The 19,225-nt window shown below is 55.1% G+C and carries 15 protein-coding genes; 6 read left to right on the top strand and 9 right to left on the bottom strand.

The annotated features are described in order from the left end of the window. Positions 1–102: 102 nt before the first annotated feature. From xylA to xylF, 4 genes are all read right to left on the bottom strand, one after another. The gene (gene xylA, locus TA5113_RS08160) at positions 103–1,404 is read right to left on the bottom strand and encodes a xylose isomerase (RefSeq protein ID WP_058314564.1); all 1,302 of its coding nucleotides are present in this window, start codon (positions 1,402–1,404) and stop codon (positions 103–105) included. 93 nt (positions 1,405–1,497) lie between these two features. Further along, positions 1,498–2,283 carry an ATP-binding cassette domain-containing protein gene (locus TA5113_RS08165; protein ID WP_058314565.1) on the bottom strand — a complete coding sequence of 262 codons (786 nt, stop codon included), beginning with the start codon at positions 2,281–2,283 and terminating at the stop codon, positions 1,498–1,500. Between the two features lie 14 nt (positions 2,284–2,297). Further along, entirely contained in the window at positions 2,298–3,596 is a 1,299-nt protein-coding gene (locus TA5113_RS08170; RefSeq protein WP_058316672.1) for a sugar ABC transporter permease, read from the bottom strand. Between the two features lie 74 nt (positions 3,597–3,670). After that, positions 3,671–4,699, bottom strand: coding sequence for a D-xylose ABC transporter substrate-binding protein (xylF, locus tag TA5113_RS08175; protein WP_058314567.1), 1,029 nt, complete (start codon positions 4,697–4,699; stop codon positions 3,671–3,673). A 170-nt stretch (positions 4,700–4,869) separates the two neighbouring features. Here xylF and TA5113_RS08180 point away from each other — a divergent pair, with 170 nt between their 5' ends. Both TA5113_RS08180 and TA5113_RS08185 read left to right on the top strand, forming a co-directional pair. After that, the gene (locus TA5113_RS08180) at positions 4,870–6,078 is read left to right on the top strand and encodes an ROK family transcriptional regulator (protein ID WP_106387460.1); all 1,209 of its coding nucleotides are present in this window, start codon (positions 4,870–4,872) and stop codon (positions 6,076–6,078) included. After that, a complete protein-coding gene (locus TA5113_RS08185; RefSeq protein WP_058316673.1) occupies positions 6,068–7,606 on the top strand; it encodes an FG-GAP repeat domain-containing protein in 1,539 nt (512 codons plus the stop codon). Before TA5113_RS08180 ends, TA5113_RS08185 begins: the two co-directional genes overlap by 11 nt. A 9-nt stretch (positions 7,607–7,615) precedes the next feature. On the opposite strand, the gene TA5113_RS08190 is transcribed toward TA5113_RS08185, so the two are convergent. Genes TA5113_RS08190 through xylB form a run of 3 tightly spaced genes read right to left on the bottom strand, consistent with a single transcriptional unit; the run spans position 7,616 to position 11,373 of the window. Next, the gene (locus tag TA5113_RS08190; RefSeq protein ID WP_058314570.1) at positions 7,616–8,920 is read right to left on the bottom strand and encodes a cytochrome-c peroxidase; all 1,305 of its coding nucleotides are present in this window, start codon (positions 8,918–8,920) and stop codon (positions 7,616–7,618) included. Next, positions 8,917–9,900, bottom strand: coding sequence for an aldose epimerase family protein (locus TA5113_RS08195; protein ID WP_058314571.1), 984 nt, complete (start codon positions 9,898–9,900; stop codon positions 8,917–8,919). Before TA5113_RS08195 ends, TA5113_RS08190 begins: the two co-directional genes overlap by 4 nt. An 18-nt stretch (positions 9,901–9,918) precedes the next feature. After that, a complete protein-coding gene (gene xylB, locus TA5113_RS08200; protein ID WP_058314572.1) occupies positions 9,919–11,373 on the bottom strand; it encodes a xylulokinase in 1,455 nt (484 codons plus the stop codon). A 457-nt stretch (positions 11,374–11,830) separates the two neighbouring features. Between xylB and zwf the strand changes: the two genes are divergently transcribed. The 4 genes from zwf (at position 11,831) to ilvD (ending at position 17,752) form a co-directional block, all read left to right on the top strand. Continuing rightward, positions 11,831–13,270: a glucose-6-phosphate dehydrogenase gene (gene zwf / locus TA5113_RS08205; protein WP_058314573.1), complete on the top strand. Its 1,440-nt coding sequence runs from the start codon at positions 11,831–11,833 to the stop codon at positions 13,268–13,270. A 26-nt stretch (positions 13,271–13,296) separates the two neighbouring features. After that, the gene (gene edd / locus TA5113_RS08210) at positions 13,297–15,102 is read left to right on the top strand and encodes a phosphogluconate dehydratase (RefSeq protein ID WP_058314574.1); all 1,806 of its coding nucleotides are present in this window, start codon (positions 13,297–13,299) and stop codon (positions 15,100–15,102) included. A gap of 4 nt (positions 15,103–15,106) precedes the next feature. Continuing rightward, the gene (gene eda / locus TA5113_RS08215; RefSeq protein ID WP_058314575.1) at positions 15,107–15,754 is read left to right on the top strand and encodes a bifunctional 4-hydroxy-2-oxoglutarate aldolase/2-dehydro-3-deoxy-phosphogluconate aldolase; all 648 of its coding nucleotides are present in this window, start codon (positions 15,107–15,109) and stop codon (positions 15,752–15,754) included. Between the two features lie 144 nt (positions 15,755–15,898). Beyond that, entirely contained in the window at positions 15,899–17,752 is a 1,854-nt protein-coding gene (gene ilvD / locus TA5113_RS08220; protein ID WP_058314738.1) for a dihydroxy-acid dehydratase, read from the top strand. Between the two features lie 107 nt (positions 17,753–17,859). Here the strand turns inward: ilvD and TA5113_RS08225 are convergent, their stop codons facing one another. Together TA5113_RS08225 and TA5113_RS08230 are read right to left on the bottom strand one after the other, a co-directional pair. Next, on the bottom strand, positions 17,860–18,084 hold the full coding sequence (locus TA5113_RS08225) for a DUF1127 domain-containing protein (protein WP_058314576.1): 225 nt from the start codon (positions 18,082–18,084) through the stop codon (positions 17,860–17,862). Between the two features lie 117 nt (positions 18,085–18,201). Then, positions 18,202–18,912 carry a hypothetical protein gene (locus tag TA5113_RS08230; RefSeq protein WP_058316674.1) on the bottom strand — a complete coding sequence of 237 codons (711 nt, stop codon included), beginning with the start codon at positions 18,910–18,912 and terminating at the stop codon, positions 18,202–18,204. Positions 18,913–19,225: the final 313 nt, after the last annotated feature.

The following is a 19,225-nucleotide window of genomic DNA, read 5'->3' on the forward strand; positions in this document are numbered from 1 at the left end:
ATTGGTGAGAACAAAAGGAAAACATTTGTGGTCTGCCGCCGGTGGACGGCACAAAAAAATGGGGCCCGAAAGGGCCCCATTTCACCAGTCTAAATTTAGGATCTAGACGAAACGGTTTACGTAGTTCTCAAGGATTTCCTGGCGACCAGATTTCGGCTCTGGACGGATATCTTCCGCCACAACCCGCGCCGCGATGCTTTCGAAATCGCTTTCCAACATGGCTTGCGCTTCTGGGGTTTCCCAGCCGGCATACCGTTCGGACAGGGCGTCCTCTAGACCACCGTCTTCCAGCATTGCCGCCGCGGCTTCCAGACCACGGGCACAGATGTCCATGCCGCCGACATGTGCCGCGATCAGGTCTTCTGCAGTCAGGGACTGGCGACGCACTTTGGCGTCAAAGTTGGTCCCGCCAGAGCCCAGACCGCCGGCCTTGAGGATATGGTAGTAGCACAGCGCAACTTCAGGGGTGTTGTTCGGGAACTGGTCGGTATCCCAGCCGGACTGATAGTCGTTGCGGTTCATGTCGATGGACCCCAGCATACCATCCGCCGCTGCCACAGCGATTTCGTGCTCAAAGCTATGACCCGCCAAGATCGCGTGACCCTGTTCAAGGTTCAGTTTGACCTCGTTTTCCAAACCGTATTTGCGCAGGAAGCCAATGCAGGTTGCCGCGTCAAAGTCATATTGGTGTTTGGACGGCTCTTGTGGCTTTGGCTCTACCAAGATCGCGCCTTTGAAGCCGATCTTGTGTTTGTAATCCACAACCATGTTCAAGAAGCGGCCCATATGGTCCAGTTCTTGGCCCATATTGGTGTTCAGCAGGGTTTCATACCCTTCACGGCCACCCCAAAGCACATAGTTCTCACCACCCATTTTGTGGGTCGCGTCCATGCAGCTTTTCACCGTTGCCGCAGCGAATGCGAATACGTCTGGGTCAGGGTTAGTGGACGCGCCAGACATCCAGCGACGCTCGCTGAACATGTTCGCGGTGCCCCAGAGCAGTTTGGTGCCAACCTGCTCCATCTTCTCACCCAGATAGTCGGTGATCTGATCAAGGGTTGCCAGGTTGTCGGCGAAATTGCCTTGGTCTGGGCGCAGGTCCAGGTCATGCCAGCAGAAATAAGGCACATCCAAAACACGGAAGAAATCAAATGCGGCATCGGCCTTTTTGAATGCATTTTCCATGCTGTTTTGCGGATGCCAATCACGCTGGAACGTAGACCCACCAAATGGATCGCCGCCTTCCCAAGCAAAGGAATGCCAATAGGCCACGGCGAAGCGCAGGTGCTCTTCAAGCGATTTGCCCATGACTTGCTTTTTCGCGTCGTAATGACGGAAGGCGAGGGGATTGTCGCTATCGGCCCCTTCATAGGTCACCGTCTGAAAAGTTTCGAACATAGTCATCTTAAGTCTCCGGGGTTTCGAGCTGCGATGAATTCAGCTCTCTTGCCACCCACGGGATGCTGTGGGTGGCAAGATTAAGGGTTGGAAGCAGCGTTATGCCGCTGCTTCTCCTGGTTTTTTTCCAAGAATAATCATGGAAAGAAGGTCGTCGTCGGTGACATCTTCGATGTCCACCGTGCCTACAAGTTGGCCATTTTTCATAACGCTCGCGCGGTCACAAAGTTCCATGACTGCATGCACGTCGTGGTCAATCAGGAAGATGCCGATGCCTTGCGCTTTCAGTTGCTGAATAAGCTCTGCAACCATTTGCGTTTCATGCGGGCCAAGCGCCGCTGTTGGCTCGTCCATGATCAGGATGCGCGCGTTGAAATAAACAGCGCGTGCAATGGCCACAGATTGGCGTTGTCCCCCAGAAAGGGCGGATACCGGCTCGTTGAACTTCTGAAAGTTCGGGTTGAGCTGCTTAAAGATCTTACGGCATTCCGCTTCCATGGCAGAGTCATCCACCAGGCCTGTGGGGGTCACCAACTCGCGTCCCAAAAAGAGGTTCGACGCCGCATCGAGGTTATCCGCCAAGGCTAGGGTCTGGTAGATGGTCTCGATATTGTGGGATCTGGCATCCCGCGGGTTGGTGATCTCGACCGGCTTACCGTCAATGCGGATTTCGCCGGAGTCTTTCTGATATGCGCCAGACAGGATCTTGATCAGTGTCGATTTACCGGCCCCGTTGTGGCCCAGAAGGCCCACAACTTCGCCCGGTTGAAGATCAACACTAACGCTGTCTACCGCTTTGATGCCGCCGAAAGAGATGGAGATGTCATCCATTTCCACCAGAGGCGTTGCGCCTTCAGCACGGAGTTCTTTGGGTGATTTGGTCATATCTCTGCCCTCCCTTACTTCGCACCAAGACGTTTGCGGTAGATGATGTCGATCAGAACCGCGAGAACGAGAACTGAGCCAACAACGATGTTCTGGAACGGCGCGTCCACGCCAACCATCGCCATACCCGACTGCAGCGCTTGCATGATCAGAGCACCAAGGATGGCGCCATAGATGGTGCCGATACCGCCAGAGAGTGCCGTGCCGCCGATAACAGCCGCCGCAATCACGCGAAGTTCGTCCAATGTGCCCAAGTCGTTAGAGTGGTTTGCCAGACGGGCAGAGGCCACGACAGCAGACAGTGCACACAAGAAGCCCATCAAAGCGAAGATCTTCACTGTCAGCATGCGAGTGTTGATGCCTGACAATTCAGCTGCATCTGGGTTGCCGCCAGTTGCGAAAATGTAGCGACCAAAGCGGGTGCGGCGTGCAACGACCGTCATCACAACCGCAACGGCGATCAAGATGAACACGGACAGTGGCAGGCCGTAGCCCACAACAAGACCTTCCGGCATTGTTTCGCCGCGTGCTTCAAACATGCGTGCCAAACGGCGGGATGGGATGTTGTAAGAGTTCAGGATCCAGATGAAGCCCAGAATTGTACCAGAGATGACCAAGGAAAAGGTGACTTCTGCCCAGATGGGTTTCACGGGGAAGCCATGACCGGCTTTCGCGCGGCGCGCATTCCAAAGTGTCAGCAGTGCGAGCACGGTGGCGACGATGCCAATGATCCAGCTCCAGGTGGTGCCGAGCGTACCGTTTGTGCCGCCAAACATCAGGAAGTTGCCGTCCAATGGGCCAATGGTTTGACCATCGGTCAGGTACCAAGCCACGTTCCGCCAGACGAGGAAGCCGCCCAGAGTAACGATAAAGGCCGGGATCGCTAGGTAGCCAACCATCCAGCCGTGAAATGCGCCGACCAGTGTGCCAACAGCGAGGCCAACGACAATGGTGATGGCCCAAGTGGCGGGGTGGTTTAGGCCCATACCGAGCGTCTGAGGGAGCACTTCGGTCTGCACCATTGCCATGACGGCAGAGGTGGTGGCCAACAATGCACCAACAGAGAGGTCGATGTGGCGTGTGACAATCACAAACACCATCCCTGTGGCCATAATGGCGACGGATACGGTTTGGATCGTAAGGTTAAAGATATTGCGCGGTGTCAAAAAGCGCCCATCTGTCAGCACGTTAAACGCGATACAGAGAATGATGAATGCGCCAATCATACCCAGCAAACGCGTATCCAGTTCCAATTGCTGGAACAAGTTACGTGGTTTACTGCTCGGGATTGGCTGCGTCGTGGTGTCGGTCATGTCCGAATTCCAGTAGCAAGCGTTGTGGCGAGGGGCGCCCCAAGTTGGCGTGGGCGCACCTGCGATTTTAAGTATTAGTTACAAGGTGCTGGGCCGTTGGTTACACCTTGGCACAGAGCGTCCTTGGTGATCCAACCTGCGTCAACAACATCGGTTAGGTTCGCTGCGGTCACAGGCACTGGTGCCAGGAACACTGCAGACATTGTGGTGCCGCCTGGGGATGTCCAGGACTGCGCGCCGTCAACGTCTTTGTTCATAGCGCCGCCTGCGAGAGCGACTGCGATCTCACCGGCTGCTTTGCCCAGCTCACGTGCGTCTTTCCAAACGGACACGGTCTGGTGACCTTTTGCAACGCGGTTCAGAGCTGCGTGGTCGCCGTCTTGGCCAGACACTGGCAGGCCTTCCATGCCTTGTGCTGTCAGAGCTGCAACAACACCGCCTGCAGTACCGTCGTTAGACGCTACAACCGCGTCAACGCCGTTGTCTGTTGCTGTCAGGATCTGTTCCATGTTGCGCTGTGCGTTCGCTGGCAGCCAGCCATCGGTGTAGGCTTCGCCAACGATGGTCACGTCACCAGAGTCGATTGCCGCTTGCAGGATCTCTTGCTGACCGCCGCGCAGGAAGTCTGCGTTCGGGTCAGTCGGGGAGCCCTTGATCATGACATAACGACCTTTTGGTGCCGCTTCAAAAACAGCGCGCGCCTGCATACGGCCAACTTCAACGTTGTCGAATGTCAGGTAGAATGCGCGGTTGTCTTCGATCAGACGGTCATACGCGATTACAGGAATGCCTTCGTCTGCAGCCGCTTGAACCGCTGGGCCAATGGCCTGTGCGTCTTGCGCCAGAACGATCAGCGCATCAACACCCTGAGCGATCAGGCTTTCGATGTCAGACAGCTGTTTAGATGAAGACGACTGCGCGTCCGCGGATACGTAAGTCGCGCCGCCTGCGTCCAATGCGCCAAGAATGGCTGCTTCGTCTGTCTTCCAGCGTTCTTCCTGAAAGTTTGACCAGCTCACGCCAACGGTGATGTCGTCTGCAAATGCTGCGGAGCCGGTAACTGCGATTACGGCTGCGAGCGAAATTCCACCAAAGAATTTCATATTCTTCCTCCCATTAAGATTGCTTGTCGGACTGCTACCCAATCCGATTGCCTAATAACGCTAACATTAATTTATTTTGAACGTCAAATTAAATATTGTATGGTTTCGGGAAGCGATTGCTTGTTTTGCTAAAATAAATAAGTATTCGCGCACTCCTGGGAGGGGAAAGCGTGCAAAAACTAAAACATGTGGAGGAGCAGAGAGGCGTTGGACGGGCGCAAATTCTCGAAGCGATTCGGAAAGCGGGCAACATCGCGCGAATCGATATTGCCAAAGAAACCCGTGTAAGCCCGGCCACTGTTACTGCCATCACATCCGAATTGATGGAGACGGGACTGATTGAAGAAATCGTTCCGGATGAACCTCGTCAAAAAGCGAAACGCGGTCGACCGCGTGTGGCGTTGAAGATCCGCGGTGACGCGTTTCCAGTTGCGGGAGTCAAAGTTGCCCGCGAGACGCTTTCGACGATGATCGTGGATTTTGCAGGGAAAGAGCTAGCAAACCACGAATACACGCTGACAAACCCAAGCATGACGCCGGAAGAATTGGCAGAAGAAATCCTCAGGGCCTTGTTGATGACCAGCCAAAAGGCGGGCATGGAGCTTTCTGATATTTCGGCCATCGGTGTCGGCTTGGCAGGGTTGATCGATGCGCCGCGTTCATTTGTGCATTGGTCACCCTCTTTGGATCGGCGCAATGTGGACATCGGCGAAACCTTTGAGAAGGTTTTTCATTGTCCCGTACTGGTCGAGAATGACGCCAACCTCGTGGCAAAGGCAGAACAGCTATTTGGTCACGGGCGAAACCTCTCGAATTTCATCGTTATTACTATCGAGCATGGTGTCGGCATGGGCATCGTGATTGACGACAAAATCTATCGCGGCACACGGGGCACCGGTGCTGAATTCGGGCACGCCAAGGTGCAGTTTGAAGGCGCTTTGTGCCAATGTGGCCAACGTGGCTGCTTGGAAGCCTATGTCGGTGACTATGCCTTGTTGCGCGAAGCAAATGCGGTGATCGCGGGGGAGCCGCTGACCGATCTCACCACCCTTTGGAAAATGGCGCAGAGCGGAAATCCACTTGCAAACGCGGTTTTTGAACGGGCAGGCAAAATGTTCGCCATGGGGCTGGCCAATGTGGTGAACATTTTCGACCCTGAACTCATCATTTTGGCGGGCGGCCGCGCTGCGTTTGATCATTTGGACCTCAAAGAAGTCAAACGAGAGATGCGCGCTCATATGATTGCTATCGACGTGGAACCGACAGAAGTCATCGCGCACCAATGGGGCGATGAAATGTGGGCCAAAGGGGCGGCAGCGTACGCATTAGATGGTGTGGCAGCGTCAAAAATCCGGGAGTTGGCGAAGAATGCGAGTTAAGTTCGCGGGTCTGTTTGCTTTGGCAGGGACATCAGCGATGGCGCTGGATCTGCCCAGTTTTGAAGCTCGCCCCTTGCCAAGCCATGTCTATAACGGCGGTTGGGAGCATTTCGTCGGCGGTGGTGTCGCGGGGTTCGATTGCAATGGCGACGGCTTGATGGATGTTGTTTTGGCAGGGGGCGAGAACCCCGCGCAACTGATGGTCAACGCTTCGGTTGCGGGCGAAGCGATTGCGTTTGCCAAAGCTGACTTTCAAACGATCACGGGTGTCACAGGTGCGTATCCACTTGATATCGATGCCGATGGCCACTTGGACCTCGCGGTATTGCGGGTTGGCGCGGATTTGCTTCTTAAAGGAGACGGGGCATGTGGGTTTGCGCCATTTGGGCCGGAATTAGGATTTGGCTCTGGCGATCATTGGACCACGGCCTTTTCGGCCACTTGGGAAGAAGGCAACAGTCTTCCGACGCTTGCCTTTGGCACCTATGTGGACCGCAGCAATCCAGATGGGCCGTTTGAGGCCTGTGATGTCACGCTTTTGTACCGTCCGGATGGGGAGAGCTACGGCAAGCCAACAGAACTTGCCCCGGGCTATTGTGCGCTTTCGATGCTGTTTACGGACTGGGACCGTTCCGGTCGCCAAGACCTGCGCGTCAGCAACGATCGGCACTACTATGTGCGCGGCGGGCAGGAACAGCTTTGGGCTATGAGCGAGACGCCTCGGCTTTATGGCGAAGCAGATGGCTGGGCAGACTATCAGCTTTGGGGCATGGGCATCGCATCGCGCGATATGAATGGGGACGGCTACTCGGATGTCTATCTGACATCCATGGGCGATCAGAAATTCCAGTATTTTGATGCGGATGGGGAAGGCCCGGCTTACGCAAACGCGCCTTATGAGATCGGCATCAGCGCTCATCGCCCATACACCGGCGGTGACGGACGGCCTTCGACCGGTTGGCATGCAGCCTTTGTTGATGTGCAGAATGACGGCCTAGACGATATCTTTGTTGCCAAAGGCAATGTGGATCAGATGCCTGTTGCGGCGATGGATGATCCGAATAACCTTTTGATTCAAAACCCAAACGGAACCTTTGAAGAAGTAGGCGAAGTTGCTGGCGTGTCGAGCGTGCACCGCTCCCGCGGTGGCTTGCTCGCCGACCTCAATAACGATGGTCGGTTGGACCTCTTGGTTGTGAACCGGCGTGTTGATGCAGAGCTGTTTGAGAACATAACCGACGCGGGAAATTGGCTCGCTGCTTCGTTGGACGTCAAAGGCGTAAACAGAGCAGGGGTCGGCTATTTTATTGAAGTGGATACGGGCGATCGTGTGCAAGTGCGTGAAGTCACGATCGGCGGTGGTCACGCTGGTGGCAGTCTAGGCGCGCAGCACTTTGGTCTGGGTGGCTTGAAAGGAGCAAAGCTGAGATTGATCCGCCCCGATCAATCTGTCTCCGCTTGGATAGACGTTTCAACCAATCAGAGCATTGTTGTGACGGATGATGGAGTGAAGGTCAGCCTGCGCTAGCGATCCGATTTACCGATCCACTGGCAATCCGCTGGGCACGGCTTCAGGGACGCCAAGCCCGCGGGTTCGCCAGTTGACGTCCGTCAAAGCGTCCAAAAATGCAATCAAGTCATCCATTTCACCTTCAGACAAAGAAATCACCGGAGCACTGCTGGCGGCTTTGATGTCAGCCACAGCTTGCTGGTCAGTAAACGCATCCCAATCGTTTGGCGCGTCAAAGACAGGTAGGACTACCTGCTCTTGGTCAAATTCATGTTCAGACACTGCTTGGGTGTGGAACGCCACCATCTCGCGCAAGTCTGTGAACGCGCCATTATGGCCGTAAGGACCAGTCAGAGTCACATTGCGCAGGCTGGGGGTGCGGAAAGTGTAAAAGTCAGCCAGCTGTCCGGTCACGCGGCCGCGGCCCTCATCCCGGTTATGGCTTTCAAAACGCGCCGCTTTACCCGGGCCAAATTGAGGAATGCCAATGCCATGAAAGCTATGGTTGGTCTGAAAACGGCCGCTATGACAACTGCTGCACTGCGCTTTGCCGGTGAAAATGTCTTGCCCGCGCTGAGCCGCGTCCGACAATGGTTTTTCACCAGTGAGTGCCAAGTCGTATGGGCTTTCATCCGCGCGCCATTCTTCGGCAATGAAGGCGGCTAGAACATTTGCGATATCTGTAAATTCGACAGGCTCACCCGGTCCCAATAGCGCGGCAAACCTTTGTTCATATTCAGGAATGTCTGATACGCGTTGCGAAATCAAATCCCAAGCGCCGCCTTCACCGGACAGTCGCCCCAGTCGTACGGCTTGCGCAATTTCATTCTCTGAATAGTGCCCTGCCATCTCGTCTGGACTTAGAACTGGGAACATGGCTTGCGCCGACAGAACAGAGTCAAATCCTGCGACCATGTCTTGCCCCAATGGGGTGCGCATACCGCCTGGCTGCGTTGGATCAGCCTCAAGGCGACCATCATGGAACATGACCTGAAATTCTTCCGCGCCGAGATTGAAAAGCGCAGGCGCATTTCGGGGAATGCGTTGTTCAGGCATGTTCTTTGGGTCGGCAATACGCTCTGGTCCAAGCCCAATACCACCCTCTCCGAGCGACAGCGCAACACCGTCCGCTGTCCCAAATTTCGGGTGGTGACACGTGCCACAACTGATGTTGCGATTGCCTGAAAGAATAGGATCGTAGAATAGCAGCCAACCAAGCTCGACAGCTTCATAGTCATGCGTCGAGAAGACAGGCCGATCATCGTTGTCATAGGCCTGGCAAAGCGACGGAAAGACCGCGCTGGCGAGAATGATTAGCCAGGACTGTTTCAAGGGTCGCCACCACTGACTTTGATCACTAGACGTTGTTCATAAGGCTTGTCAGGGCTGACAAAGACCGAGGGAAAAGAGGGGATATTCACCGCATTTGGGTGTCCTTGAGGTTCAAAGCAGAATCCGCTCGCCTTGCCATAGGTCTGTCCGTCTAGACCGCCTTTGATCTCTTTCATGTGATGCGCGGTATAGAGCTGAGCCCCGAGTTGATCGGAGTAGAAGGTTAATGCAATTCCGTCAGGGCTCTGCAACGTGGCCACTTTGCGGAGATGAGTTGCCTCGTCGTCAAATAGGAAATGGTCGTCCAGCCCCCGGGCTTCAACTTTCCTGAGCGGCCTAAGGGTACGGAAATCCAAAGCGCTGTCAGATTGATCGGCAACTTCGCCGTTACATACGCCTTTGTCATTCTGCGCGAGCGTCCGGCTGCTATTGCACGCCAACTGATAGTCCCAGATGTCTGGGGTGCCGCCAATATTGTAATAGTTGTGTTGCGCGAGGCTGATCGGCGTTTCCTCGTCCACTGTGGCGCGCATGATGTACTCAAGCGAGTCTTTGGACAAGATCACGCGAACTTCAAAGTCAACATTCCCCGGAAACCCGTTTTCGCCGTCAGCGGAATGGTACGTCATACGCGCTTCGTTTTCGCTGACCTGCTCAAGCTTCCAAAACACGGCACTTGTGCCCATCGCACCGCCATGCACTGTTGTGGTGCCTTCGTTTTGGTCAAGTTTAATAGGACCATTCGGGCCTTCAAATTGACCTTCACCGATGCGGTTGGATACGCGACCAGCAATCGCGCCACAGAAAATTGGAGAGGTCAGATAGTCGCTTAGATCGTCAAATCCAAGGATCAAAGGCACTCTTTGCCCGTCAGACACAATCCGCCAATCGCAGGTGGTCGCCCCGAAGTTCAGCAGGTCTATGCGCGCGCCATCGGCTCGGAGCGTGATAGATTGCAGATCCTGCGCAGATGTCGTCATAGAGGCGTCCCTTGGAATTTAGGCAGTGGCGGATTTTACCGCTGGATAGAGAGATTTGAACTGCTCATAGCGGGCCGCATAGGCGTCGCTCAAGTCCGTATTTGGCTCGATGGTTTCAGCGATTTCTGGCTTGGTCATGATCTCGGTGAGCGCTTGATCAGAGACAGCAGCCATACCAAGCCGCGCCGCACCCAAAGCTGCGCCAAACTCGCCTTTCGCCGGAACCTGCAGCGGGACATCCAGCACATTCGCTAAGGTGTTCAGCCAGAACCGGCTGCGCGTTCCGCCGCCTGTGGTGATGAGCGAGGTCACATTCGTTCCGGTTGCCCGCAAGGCATTCAGACAGTCTTTAAGAGAGAAGGCGACACCTTCCATCACCGCGGAGGTGAGGTCTGCCTGCTCCGCGCCCACACTCAGACCCGCAAAGACGCCGCTGGGTGAGGCGTCGTTATGCGGTGTCCGCTCGCCAGAGATATACGGCAAGAAAGTCGCGGAGGAAGGCCCTGTTGGCATCTCAGGCAAAGCCGACGCCAATTCCGCAGGTGTTGAGCCGCAGATTTTTGCGAGCCAGTTCAGGCTGTCCGTCGCTGCCAGTGTCACCCCCATCTGGAACCAAGTGTTTGGAATGGCATGACAAAAGCTGTGCACAGCTTTTTCAGGCGCGGGGGCGTAAGTGTCTGTGGCGGCAAGTAAAACGCCGGACGTGCCAAGGGAAACGAACCCGTCTCCCGCTTGCAAGCAGCCCAATCCACACGCGGCTGCAGCATTATCACCACCACCACCCGCAACGATGACGGGCCCTTCGATGCCCCAATCACTGAGCAACTCAGCCCGCAATCCGCCCGAAGATTCAGAGCCTTCCACAAGGCTCGGCATTTGGTCTTCAGTAAGTTGGCAGGCATCCAGTAGCGCGCCGGACCAATTGCGTTTGTCAACGTCAAGCCAAGCGGTGCCCGCGCTGTCGGACATGTCGCTGACGCAGTCTCCTGTTAACCAAAGGCGAAGGTAGTCTTTTGGAAGCAGGATCTTTGCAACCTGCGAAAAAACGTCCGGTTCATGGACGCGCACCCAATCCACTTTCGGAGCGGTGAATCCCGGAAAGACAATATTTCCGGTAAGGGTACGGAACCGGTCTTGGCTGTCGAGCTGCTGAGCTTCTTGAGCGGAACGCGTATCATTCCACAACATGCAGGGCCGCAGCACTTTGTGATCTTTGTCGAGCAACGTCGCGCCGTGCATATGGCCACTCAGACCAATGGCCCTTACGGCGCGCAGTTCTGAGCCGTGATTTGCTTTTAATTCTGTAATTGCGGCCTCGCAAGCAGCGATCCATTGCGCTGGGTCCTGTTCGCTCCAGCCGGGGTGAGGGTGCGACACGTCGCTAGACGCAGAGGCTTCCCCGATTGGCATCCCTGATTCGTTTACAAGCAACGCGCGAATACCAGATGTGCCTAGATCTAAGCCTAGATACATGTCCTCACTCCCAATTTAATTCGACTTCCGAATTAAAATATAGAAGTGGCAGTGAATGTCCACCTAAATCATTCGTGGGGGAGGCGCGCGCCATCCGCGGCTTGCCTTATGTGTCATCGACGTTCCAAGAGTTGAATCGACATGTGTGTGCCGCAGAAAATTCCTGAAAATCCATTCTATTACAATTGACTAAAAGAAATTTTTGCACAGATGATTGCGGGAAGCTGACGCATGAGTTGAGTTGGTTTAATAATTTTTTTTGACCACAAGAAATAATCCTTGCATTCAAAATGCCGGAAACTATGTTAGCGCTATCATTCCTGAGTCGCTCGCGGTGTCGGACTTTGGCGTGTTCGACATTCGTGGGCGGCTCAGAAATGGTAAGTGATACGGTCCAATGGACCGATAGAATACGAAATAGAAGAAGGTGCGTTTTTAAGGCGCACAAGAGGGCGAAATGGTCTCAAGAGTAATCCCTGTCAGCGCGTTTGATCTGGTGCTGTTTGGTGCCACCGGCGATCTTGCTCGGCGCAAGATTTGGCCGGGATTGTTTCACCGTTTCGTCGCAGGTCAGTTTGACGAGAGCAGCCGCATTCTCGGGGTGTCCCGGTCGGATCTGGATCGAGAGACCTTCCAGGCGCGCGTTGCCAAGGCCATTGAGGACCCAACCGCAGACAAAGCGCAGGTTGCGAAGTTTCTTGAGCTCGTTGACTATATCTCGATTGACGCAACCGGAGAGCGGGGCTGGGAGGCGTTAGCGAATGCGATGCGCCCAGACACTGTTCGTGCGTTCTACCTGTCCGTCGCGCCGAATTTCTTCGGCCCCATTGCAAGGCGATTGGAGCGAAATGGAATAGCGACGCCCGACAGTCGGATCGTCGTAGAAAAGCCGTTTGGCCATGACTTGGAAAGCGCAAAGGTTTTAAACGCGGAGCTGCGAGAGTGTTTTCAGGAACACCAAATCTACCGCATCGACCATTACTTGGGCAAAGAAACCGTTCAAAACCTTATGGCTTTGCGTTTTGCGAACTCATTGTTTGAGCCTCTTTGGAATTCATCCCAGATTGATCACGTGCAGATCACCGTGGCTGAAAGCCTCTCTGTTGAGGGCCGTGGGGAATATTACGACCACTCCGGTGCCATGCGCGATATGGTGCAGAACCACCTGATGCAGCTTCTGTGTCTGACGGCGATGGAACCACCCTCAAAGTTCACACCAAACGCGGTGCGTAATGAAAAACTGAAAGTGATTGAGGCGCTTGAACCGGTTCCAATGCAGGACATTGCCCGTGGGCAATATCGCGCTTTTGGCGAGCAGGGTAGTTATTTAGACCATTCTAGCAATCCAAACAGCACCACGGAAAGTTTCATTGCGATGAAGGTTGAGGTCGCAAATTGGCGATGGGCGGGGACACCGTTCTACCTACGCACCGGGAAATGCTTGCGGGATCGCGTTTCAGAGATTGCGGTCTATTTCCGCAACCCGCCACATATGATTTTCCCGGGGACCGAAACCCCTCAGGGCAACGTGCTTGTCATACGCTTGCAACCTGACGAGGGCATGACACTCCATACAACAATCAAAGATCCCGGCCCGGGCGGAATGCGCCTGACAGAAGCTTCTTTGGACATGACCTTTGCTGATAGCCTCAAAGATGCCGAGAAACCGCAAGATGCGTATGAGCGCCTGATCATGGATGTGATCCGTGGGGATCAGACGCTGTTCATGCGCGGTGACGAAGTGGAAAGCGCTTGGGCATGGGCCGACCCGATCATCCAAGGTTGGACAGAAAGCGGTGCGAAACCGCAGCAATATGATGTGGGCAGCGCAGGCCCTGAAGACGCGCTGCTCTTGATGCATAAAGATGGACGCCGCTGGCGTCCGATTGGGACTTAACCCGTTCAAACAGGAAGCTCGACACGATGTTGAATGCCACCGTTAAAAACGTCACAGACCGGATTATTGCGCGCAGCGAAGCGACGCGTCGTCCCTATCTTGATCGTATGGCCGCCGCCAAATCAAAAGGCCCAAGCCGCGCGCATCTGTCCTGCTCCGGACAAGCGCACGCTTATGCCGGCGCAGGTGTCGACCAAGACGCCTTGGCCACGAAGTCTGCTGGCAATCTGGGGATTGTCACTGCCTACAATGACATGTTGTCGGCGCACCAGCCTTATGAGCGTTTCCCTGGCCTAATCCGCGAAGCGGTGCGTGAGGCAGGCGGTACTGCGCAGGTCGCAGGTGGCGTGCCTGCGATGTGTGATGGCGTTACGCAAGGCGAGGCGGGCATGGAACTCAGCCTTTTCAGTCGCGACGTGATCGCGATGGCGACTGGCGTCTCGCTTAGCCACAACGTTTATGACGCGGCGGTGTTCCTTGGGGTTTGCGACAAAATCGTTCCGGGTCTGGTGATTGGCGCTCAAGCCTTTGGCCATTTGCCAGCCGTTTTTGTTCCAGCAGGTCCCATGACCAGCGGCATCGCCAATGACGACAAAGCCAAAGTGCGCCAAGAGTTTGCCAAAGGTGAATGTGGCCGCGACAAGCTGATGGCGTCCGAAATGGCGGCTTATCATGGGCCGGGCACGTGCACCTTTTACGGCACTGCCAATACAAACCAAATGTTGATGGAATTCATGGGCTTGCACCTGCCGGGATCTTCCTTCGTGACACCAAATACCGAACTGCGTGACGAACTCACAAAAGAAGCGGCAAAGCGCTCTCTATCACTTTCCGCGCTGGGCAATAACTACACGCCAACCTGCGATATTCTGGACGAGAAAGCCTTTGTGAACGGCATCGTCGGCTTGATGGTGACCGGCGGCTCCACCAACTTGCTGATCCACCTGCTGGCCATGGCGCGGGCAGGGGGCATTGTGCTTGATTGGCAGGACTTCGCGGATCTCTCGGAAGCCATTCCGCTGCTCGCGCGGGTCTACCCGAATGGTTTGGCAGATGTGAACCACTTCCATGCGGCAGGCGGTCTGGGGTACCTGATCGGCGAGCTGCTGAATGGTGGCCTTCTGCACGCAGACACCAAAACAATTGCCGGAGAGGGGCTAGAGAACTACACCGCAGAGCCTTTCCTAAGTGACGACGGCTTGACTTGGCGTGCCGGCACCAACGTGTCTTTGAACGAAAAGATCGTTCGCCCTTTGAACGACCCTTTCCAAGAGAATGGCGGCCTCTCTCACATGACGGGCAATCTTGGAACGGGCGTCATGAAAGTGTCCGCCGTGGCAGCTGAACACCGGATTGTCGAAGCTCCAGTGCGCGTGTTCCACGATCAAGAAGACGCCAAAACGGCGTTCAAGAATGGTGAGCTGACCGAGGATGTGATCATCGTCGTGCGTTTCCAAGGCCCAAAAGCGAATGGCATGCCTGAATTGCATAGCCTGACACCGCTTCTGCAGATCATGCAGGGGCGCGGCCAGAAAGTGGCGCTGGTCACCGACGGGCGCATGTCTGGCGCATCTGGCAAAGTGCCTTCTGCGATCCATGTCAGCCCTGAAGCTCTGGATGGTGGACCGATCGCATATCTGAAGGATGGCGATGTGGTGCGTCTGGATGCCGTTGCGGGTGACTTGCAGATTTTGACCGAAGGTGTGCTTGATCGAGAGCCTGCCGTCGCGGACCTGAGCGCCTATGAAACCGGTGTTGGCCGCGAACTTTTCCAAGCCTTCCGCGCTTCTGTTGGCTCTGCCGACACGGGTGCATCTGTATTCGGAGTATAACCACATGACCATCACCCCCGTTGAAGCAAGCCAAGCTGCCCGCAAGATTTGTGAGCTGGCACCGATTGTTCCGGTCATTGTGATTAAAGACGTGGCACACGCGCGGCCGCTGGCAGAAGCCTTGGTGCGCGGCGGCCTGCCCGCGTTGGAAGTCACTTTGCGCACGCCCTGCGCGGTCGAAGCCATCGCTGAAATGGCTAAGGTCGAAGGCGGTGTGGTTGGTGCGGGTACATTGCTCACCGAAGCCGATGTGAAAGCTGTGAAAGCAGCGGGCGCAAAATTTGGCGTCTCTCCCGGTGCGACTGACAAACTGCTGGACGCTTGCGAGGCGGAAGGTTTGGCCGCGCTCCCAGGTGTTGCGACGTCTTCAGAAGCCATGAAAATGCTCGAGCGTGGTTACTCCATGCTCAAGTTCTTTCCGGCAGAAGCAAACGGGGGCGCTCCGGCGCTGAAAGCAATCGGATCTCCGCTGCCAGCACTGTCCTTCTGCCCAACGGGTGGGGTAAGTCTTCAAAATGCCGAAACCTACCTGTCTCTTCCCAATGTCGTATGCTGTGGCGGCAGCTGGGTTGCCCCGCAGAAAATGATGGATGAGGGGAACTGGGAAGGCATCGAAGCCTTGGCACGTGAGGCCAGCCAGCTCCCGAGGTAGCCACCGCCCACCTCCGACGCAAAAAAGATTTCAAAAATGGGGTGGTTTTCGCAAGAATCCATCCCATTTCACTTGCAAATCCTTGTTCAGGGTGGCACCCGTCAGGACCAGACTTATTGCGCGCAGACAATAGAGGGTAGCGATATGCCAGATCTTCGTTCTAAGACATCTACGTTTGGTCGCCGGATGGCGGCAGCCCGCGCCCTATGGCGCGCGACCGGGATGAAAACAGAGGACTTTGGCAAGCCGATTGTCGCGGTTGTGAACTCTTTCACTGAATTTGTGCCGGGCCACGTGCACCTCAAGGACATGGGGCAACTGGTTGCGCGTGAAATCGAGAAAGCGGGCGGTGTTGCCAAAGAGATGAACACCATCGCCGTTGATGACGGTATTGCGATGGGCCACGACGGGATGCTCTATTCCTTGCCGTCTCGCGAAGTCATCGCTGACTCTGTCGAGTACATGGCAAACGCACACTGCGCCGACGCGCTGGTTTGTATCTCTAACTGTGACAAGATCACCCCAGGTATGTTGATGGCCGCAATGCGCCTCAACATTCCAGCGATCTTTGTCTCCGGTGGTCCTATGGAAGCCGGTAAGGTGATCTTGCAGGACGGCGAGCATAAGGCCGACCTCGTGACCGCGATCGTTGGTGCAACCGACGAAGATCGCAGTCAGGAAGAGGTGGATAAGCTAGAGCGTTCTGCTTGCCCAACCTGTGGTTCTTGCTCTGGTATGTTCACCGCGAACTCCATGAACTGTCTGGCCGAAGCGCTGGGTTTGGCGCTGCCGGGCAACGGATCTTTGCTGGCAACCCACTCTAAGCGCGAAGGCCTGTTCAAAGAAGCAGGGCATAAGATCGTTGAACTGTGTGAGCGTTGGTACAAAGACAACGACGCATCTGTTCTGCCGCGTAACATTGCGAACTTCAAAGCGTTTGAGAACGCCATGGCTTTGGATATCGCCATGGGTGGTTCAACCAATACCGTGCTTCACCTTCTGGCGATTGCCCACGAGGGCGAGGTAGATTTTACCATGGCGGATATGGATCGCCTGAGCCGCGAAATTCCTCACCTGTGTAAGGTCGCACCGTCGACACCGAAGTATCACATGGAAGACGTGCACCGTGCCGGCGGCATCGCCCGGATTATGGGTGAGTTGGACCGCGAAGGTAAAATTCACCGCGAAGTGGCGACCGTACACGAGCGCACCATGGGTGAGTTCATCGACAAATGGGATGTGCGCCGCGAAAGCGCCGGAAATGAAGCGCATGATCTCTTCATCGCCGCACCAGGTGGCGTCCGCACAACACAAGCATTCAGCCAGTCTCGCATGTACACAGAGCTTGATGTGGACATCGAAGACGGCTGCGTCCGCGACTTTGAAAACGCCTATTCTCAAGAGGGCGGTCTGTGCGTTCTTTTCGGCAACATTGCAGAGCAGGGCTGTATCCTGAAAACCGCGGGCGTCATCAAAGAGATGTACGAATTCGAAGGCACTGCGAAGGTCTTTGAATCCATGGAAGACGCGATGCACGGCATCTTGCAAAACGAAGTGAAGCCTTACTCTGTTGTTGTCATTCGCTACGAAGGGCCAAAGGGTGGGCCGGGCATGCAAGAAATGCTTTACCCAACGGCTTATCTGAAATCCAAAAAGCTCGACACAACCTGTGCCTTGCTGACGGACGGTCGTTTCTCTGGCGGTACAGCGGGTCTTTCCATTGGCCACGCATCCCCTGAGGCGGCAGAGAAGGGCGTGATCGGATTGGTAGAAGACGGCGATAAGATTAAGATTTCCGTACCGAACCGCACGATCCACCTTGATGTCAGCGAAGAAGAACTGGCGCAGCGCCGTGCGAACCACCCGCAAGCGGACAAGAAATTCTGGAAAGCAGAAGGTCGTCCACGTGCGGTTTCAAAAGCCTTGAAGGTCTACGCGGCACATGTTGCAAACGCATCTTTGGGTGCGGTGCGTACGATTGATGAAGAAGACGAATAAGCCCTCGTCTTTTACAGACTGATAAAAACAACAAAGGCGCCCAGAACTCTGAGGCGCCTTGGTTATTTCTGAACCGGGCGCGGTTGCGCCCAAATACAGATCGCGAATTAAACGTACATTAGGTCCGCATAAACGGTGCGAACGATGTCTTCGCGTTTGATGCCTTTCGCGGCAAGCTGCGCGTCGCTCATGTCTTGAAGTGCGCGAACGCGTTGCACGCGATGGTTTGCTTCTGCCAGTTGGATCATGAATGTGCCGATAGCAGCGAACGGCTTTTTGATCAGGCTGAACACTGAACCAGCAGCGTTCTGTTGAATTGCGATTGTCGCCATGGGACAGTCTCCTAAACGGTCGTTGTCCCTCCCTAAGCCTTTCATACCAAACGAAAACGGAAGGCGTAAGACCGCCTTCCGAATAACCGCTATGCGCCGAGCGCAACGCGAATAGACTTATTTTTTGACGGGCTTCGGCATCGCTGGCGGGGCAGAAGGTTGGCGTTTGCGCCTTGCTCTTGGCGCTTCGACAGCATCTGCAGGTTTAGCGGTTTGAGCTTTTGCTGGCTTGGGAGTAGGTTTCACGGCTTCGGTTTTTGCCACAGTGGGTTTGGCGGTCGTTTTCGCCTTCGCAGCAGGTTTCGCTGCCTCGGCCTTTGCCGGCTTGCTTGCAGGCTTAGCCGCCGGAGCAGTCGCCACTTTGACCGTCTCGGATGCGGGCTTAACTTTTGCCTTAGATTTTGGCGAAACCTTTTTCGGTTCCGGCGTCGCAGGTGTAGTGGCCACTTTGGCCACCGATTTCGGCTTTTCCTTAACGGTTTCTACTTTTGCAGGCACCGGCTTTGGGCTAGGGGTTGCTTTTTTCGCCGCTGGTGCAGGTTTCGCCACAGCTTTTGGGGCAGTCGCCTTCGCTTTCGGTGCGGCCTTTTTCGGTGCAGCCTTTGGCTTGCTTGACGGCTTTGCTGCGCGCTGACTTGTGAAGTCCGGTGCAGAAGAGGTCGCAGCCGACTTAGGTGCGTCTGGTTTTGTCAACGTCGCCGCAGGGGTGAACGCAGCCCAAAGTGCTTGGTTCATGGCATGATTGACGCGCAGCTGTTGCTCCACTGTCTTTCCGATCAATTGCCATCCAGCGACAGTTGCGCTGATGGGATCAACAATCATAGTCATTTCGATCGTCCTTCTTTGTCTGTCGACCCTGGACGTCAGGATCACTTTAGTGAATGCGGCTTGGTCTTAATTCTTCTTAAATCGGCACGTCAGGCGCATGACAATTGGCCCGAAATGCTGCCACATACACCGTGCTCAACCAGTGTTTGCAGCGTTTGAGATCATCAAACGCGTATGATTGAGCAATTTCAACTGGAAATTGCTGCGGTGCGGCATTTTGCTGGTTTTCGCTGCGTCACCGGGCTGCAAATACGGTTTCGTTGCACTTTTCTAGGTTTCAGCGCATTTTCCCGGCAACGAATCATCTGCTCTT

Origin of the sequence: Cognatishimia activa (assembly GCF_001458335.1) — a bacterium.
Taxonomy (GTDB): Bacteria; Pseudomonadota; Alphaproteobacteria; order Rhodobacterales; family Rhodobacteraceae; genus Cognatishimia; species Cognatishimia activa.

Coding starts and splice junctions, on each gene's coding strand:
- TA5113_RS08195 (WP_058314571.1), bottom strand. CDS start 9,900: ATGACGACATCTGCGCAGGATCTGCAATCTATCACGCTCCGAGCCGAT.
- xylF (WP_058314567.1), bottom strand. CDS start 4,699: ATGAAATTCTTTGGTGGAATTTCGCTCGCAGCCGTAATCGCAGTTACC.
- zwf (WP_058314573.1), top strand. CDS start 11,831: ATGGTCTCAAGAGTAATCCCTGTCAGCGCGTTTGATCTGGTGCTGTTT.
- xylB (WP_058314572.1), bottom strand. CDS start 11,373: ATGTATCTAGGCTTAGATCTAGGCACATCTGGTATTCGCGCGTTGCTT.
- eda (WP_058314575.1), top strand. CDS start 15,107: ATGACCATCACCCCCGTTGAAGCAAGCCAAGCTGCCCGCAAGATTTGT.
- edd (WP_058314574.1), top strand. CDS start 13,297: ATGTTGAATGCCACCGTTAAAAACGTCACAGACCGGATTATTGCGCGC.
- TA5113_RS08170 (WP_058316672.1), bottom strand. CDS start 3,596: ATGACCGACACCACGACGCAGCCAATCCCGAGCAGTAAACCACGTAAC.
- xylA (WP_058314564.1), bottom strand. CDS start 1,404: ATGACTATGTTCGAAACTTTTCAGACGGTGACCTATGAAGGGGCCGAT.
- TA5113_RS08185 (WP_058316673.1), top strand. CDS start 6,068: ATGCGAGTTAAGTTCGCGGGTCTGTTTGCTTTGGCAGGGACATCAGCG.
- ilvD (WP_058314738.1), top strand. CDS start 15,899: ATGCCAGATCTTCGTTCTAAGACATCTACGTTTGGTCGCCGGATGGCG.
- TA5113_RS08230 (WP_058316674.1), bottom strand. CDS start 18,912: ATGACTATGATTGTTGATCCCATCAGCGCAACTGTCGCTGGATGGCAA.
- TA5113_RS08225 (WP_058314576.1), bottom strand. CDS start 18,084: ATGGCGACAATCGCAATTCAACAGAACGCTGCTGGTTCAGTGTTCAGC.
- TA5113_RS08165 (WP_058314565.1), bottom strand. CDS start 2,283: ATGACCAAATCACCCAAAGAACTCCGTGCTGAAGGCGCAACGCCTCTG.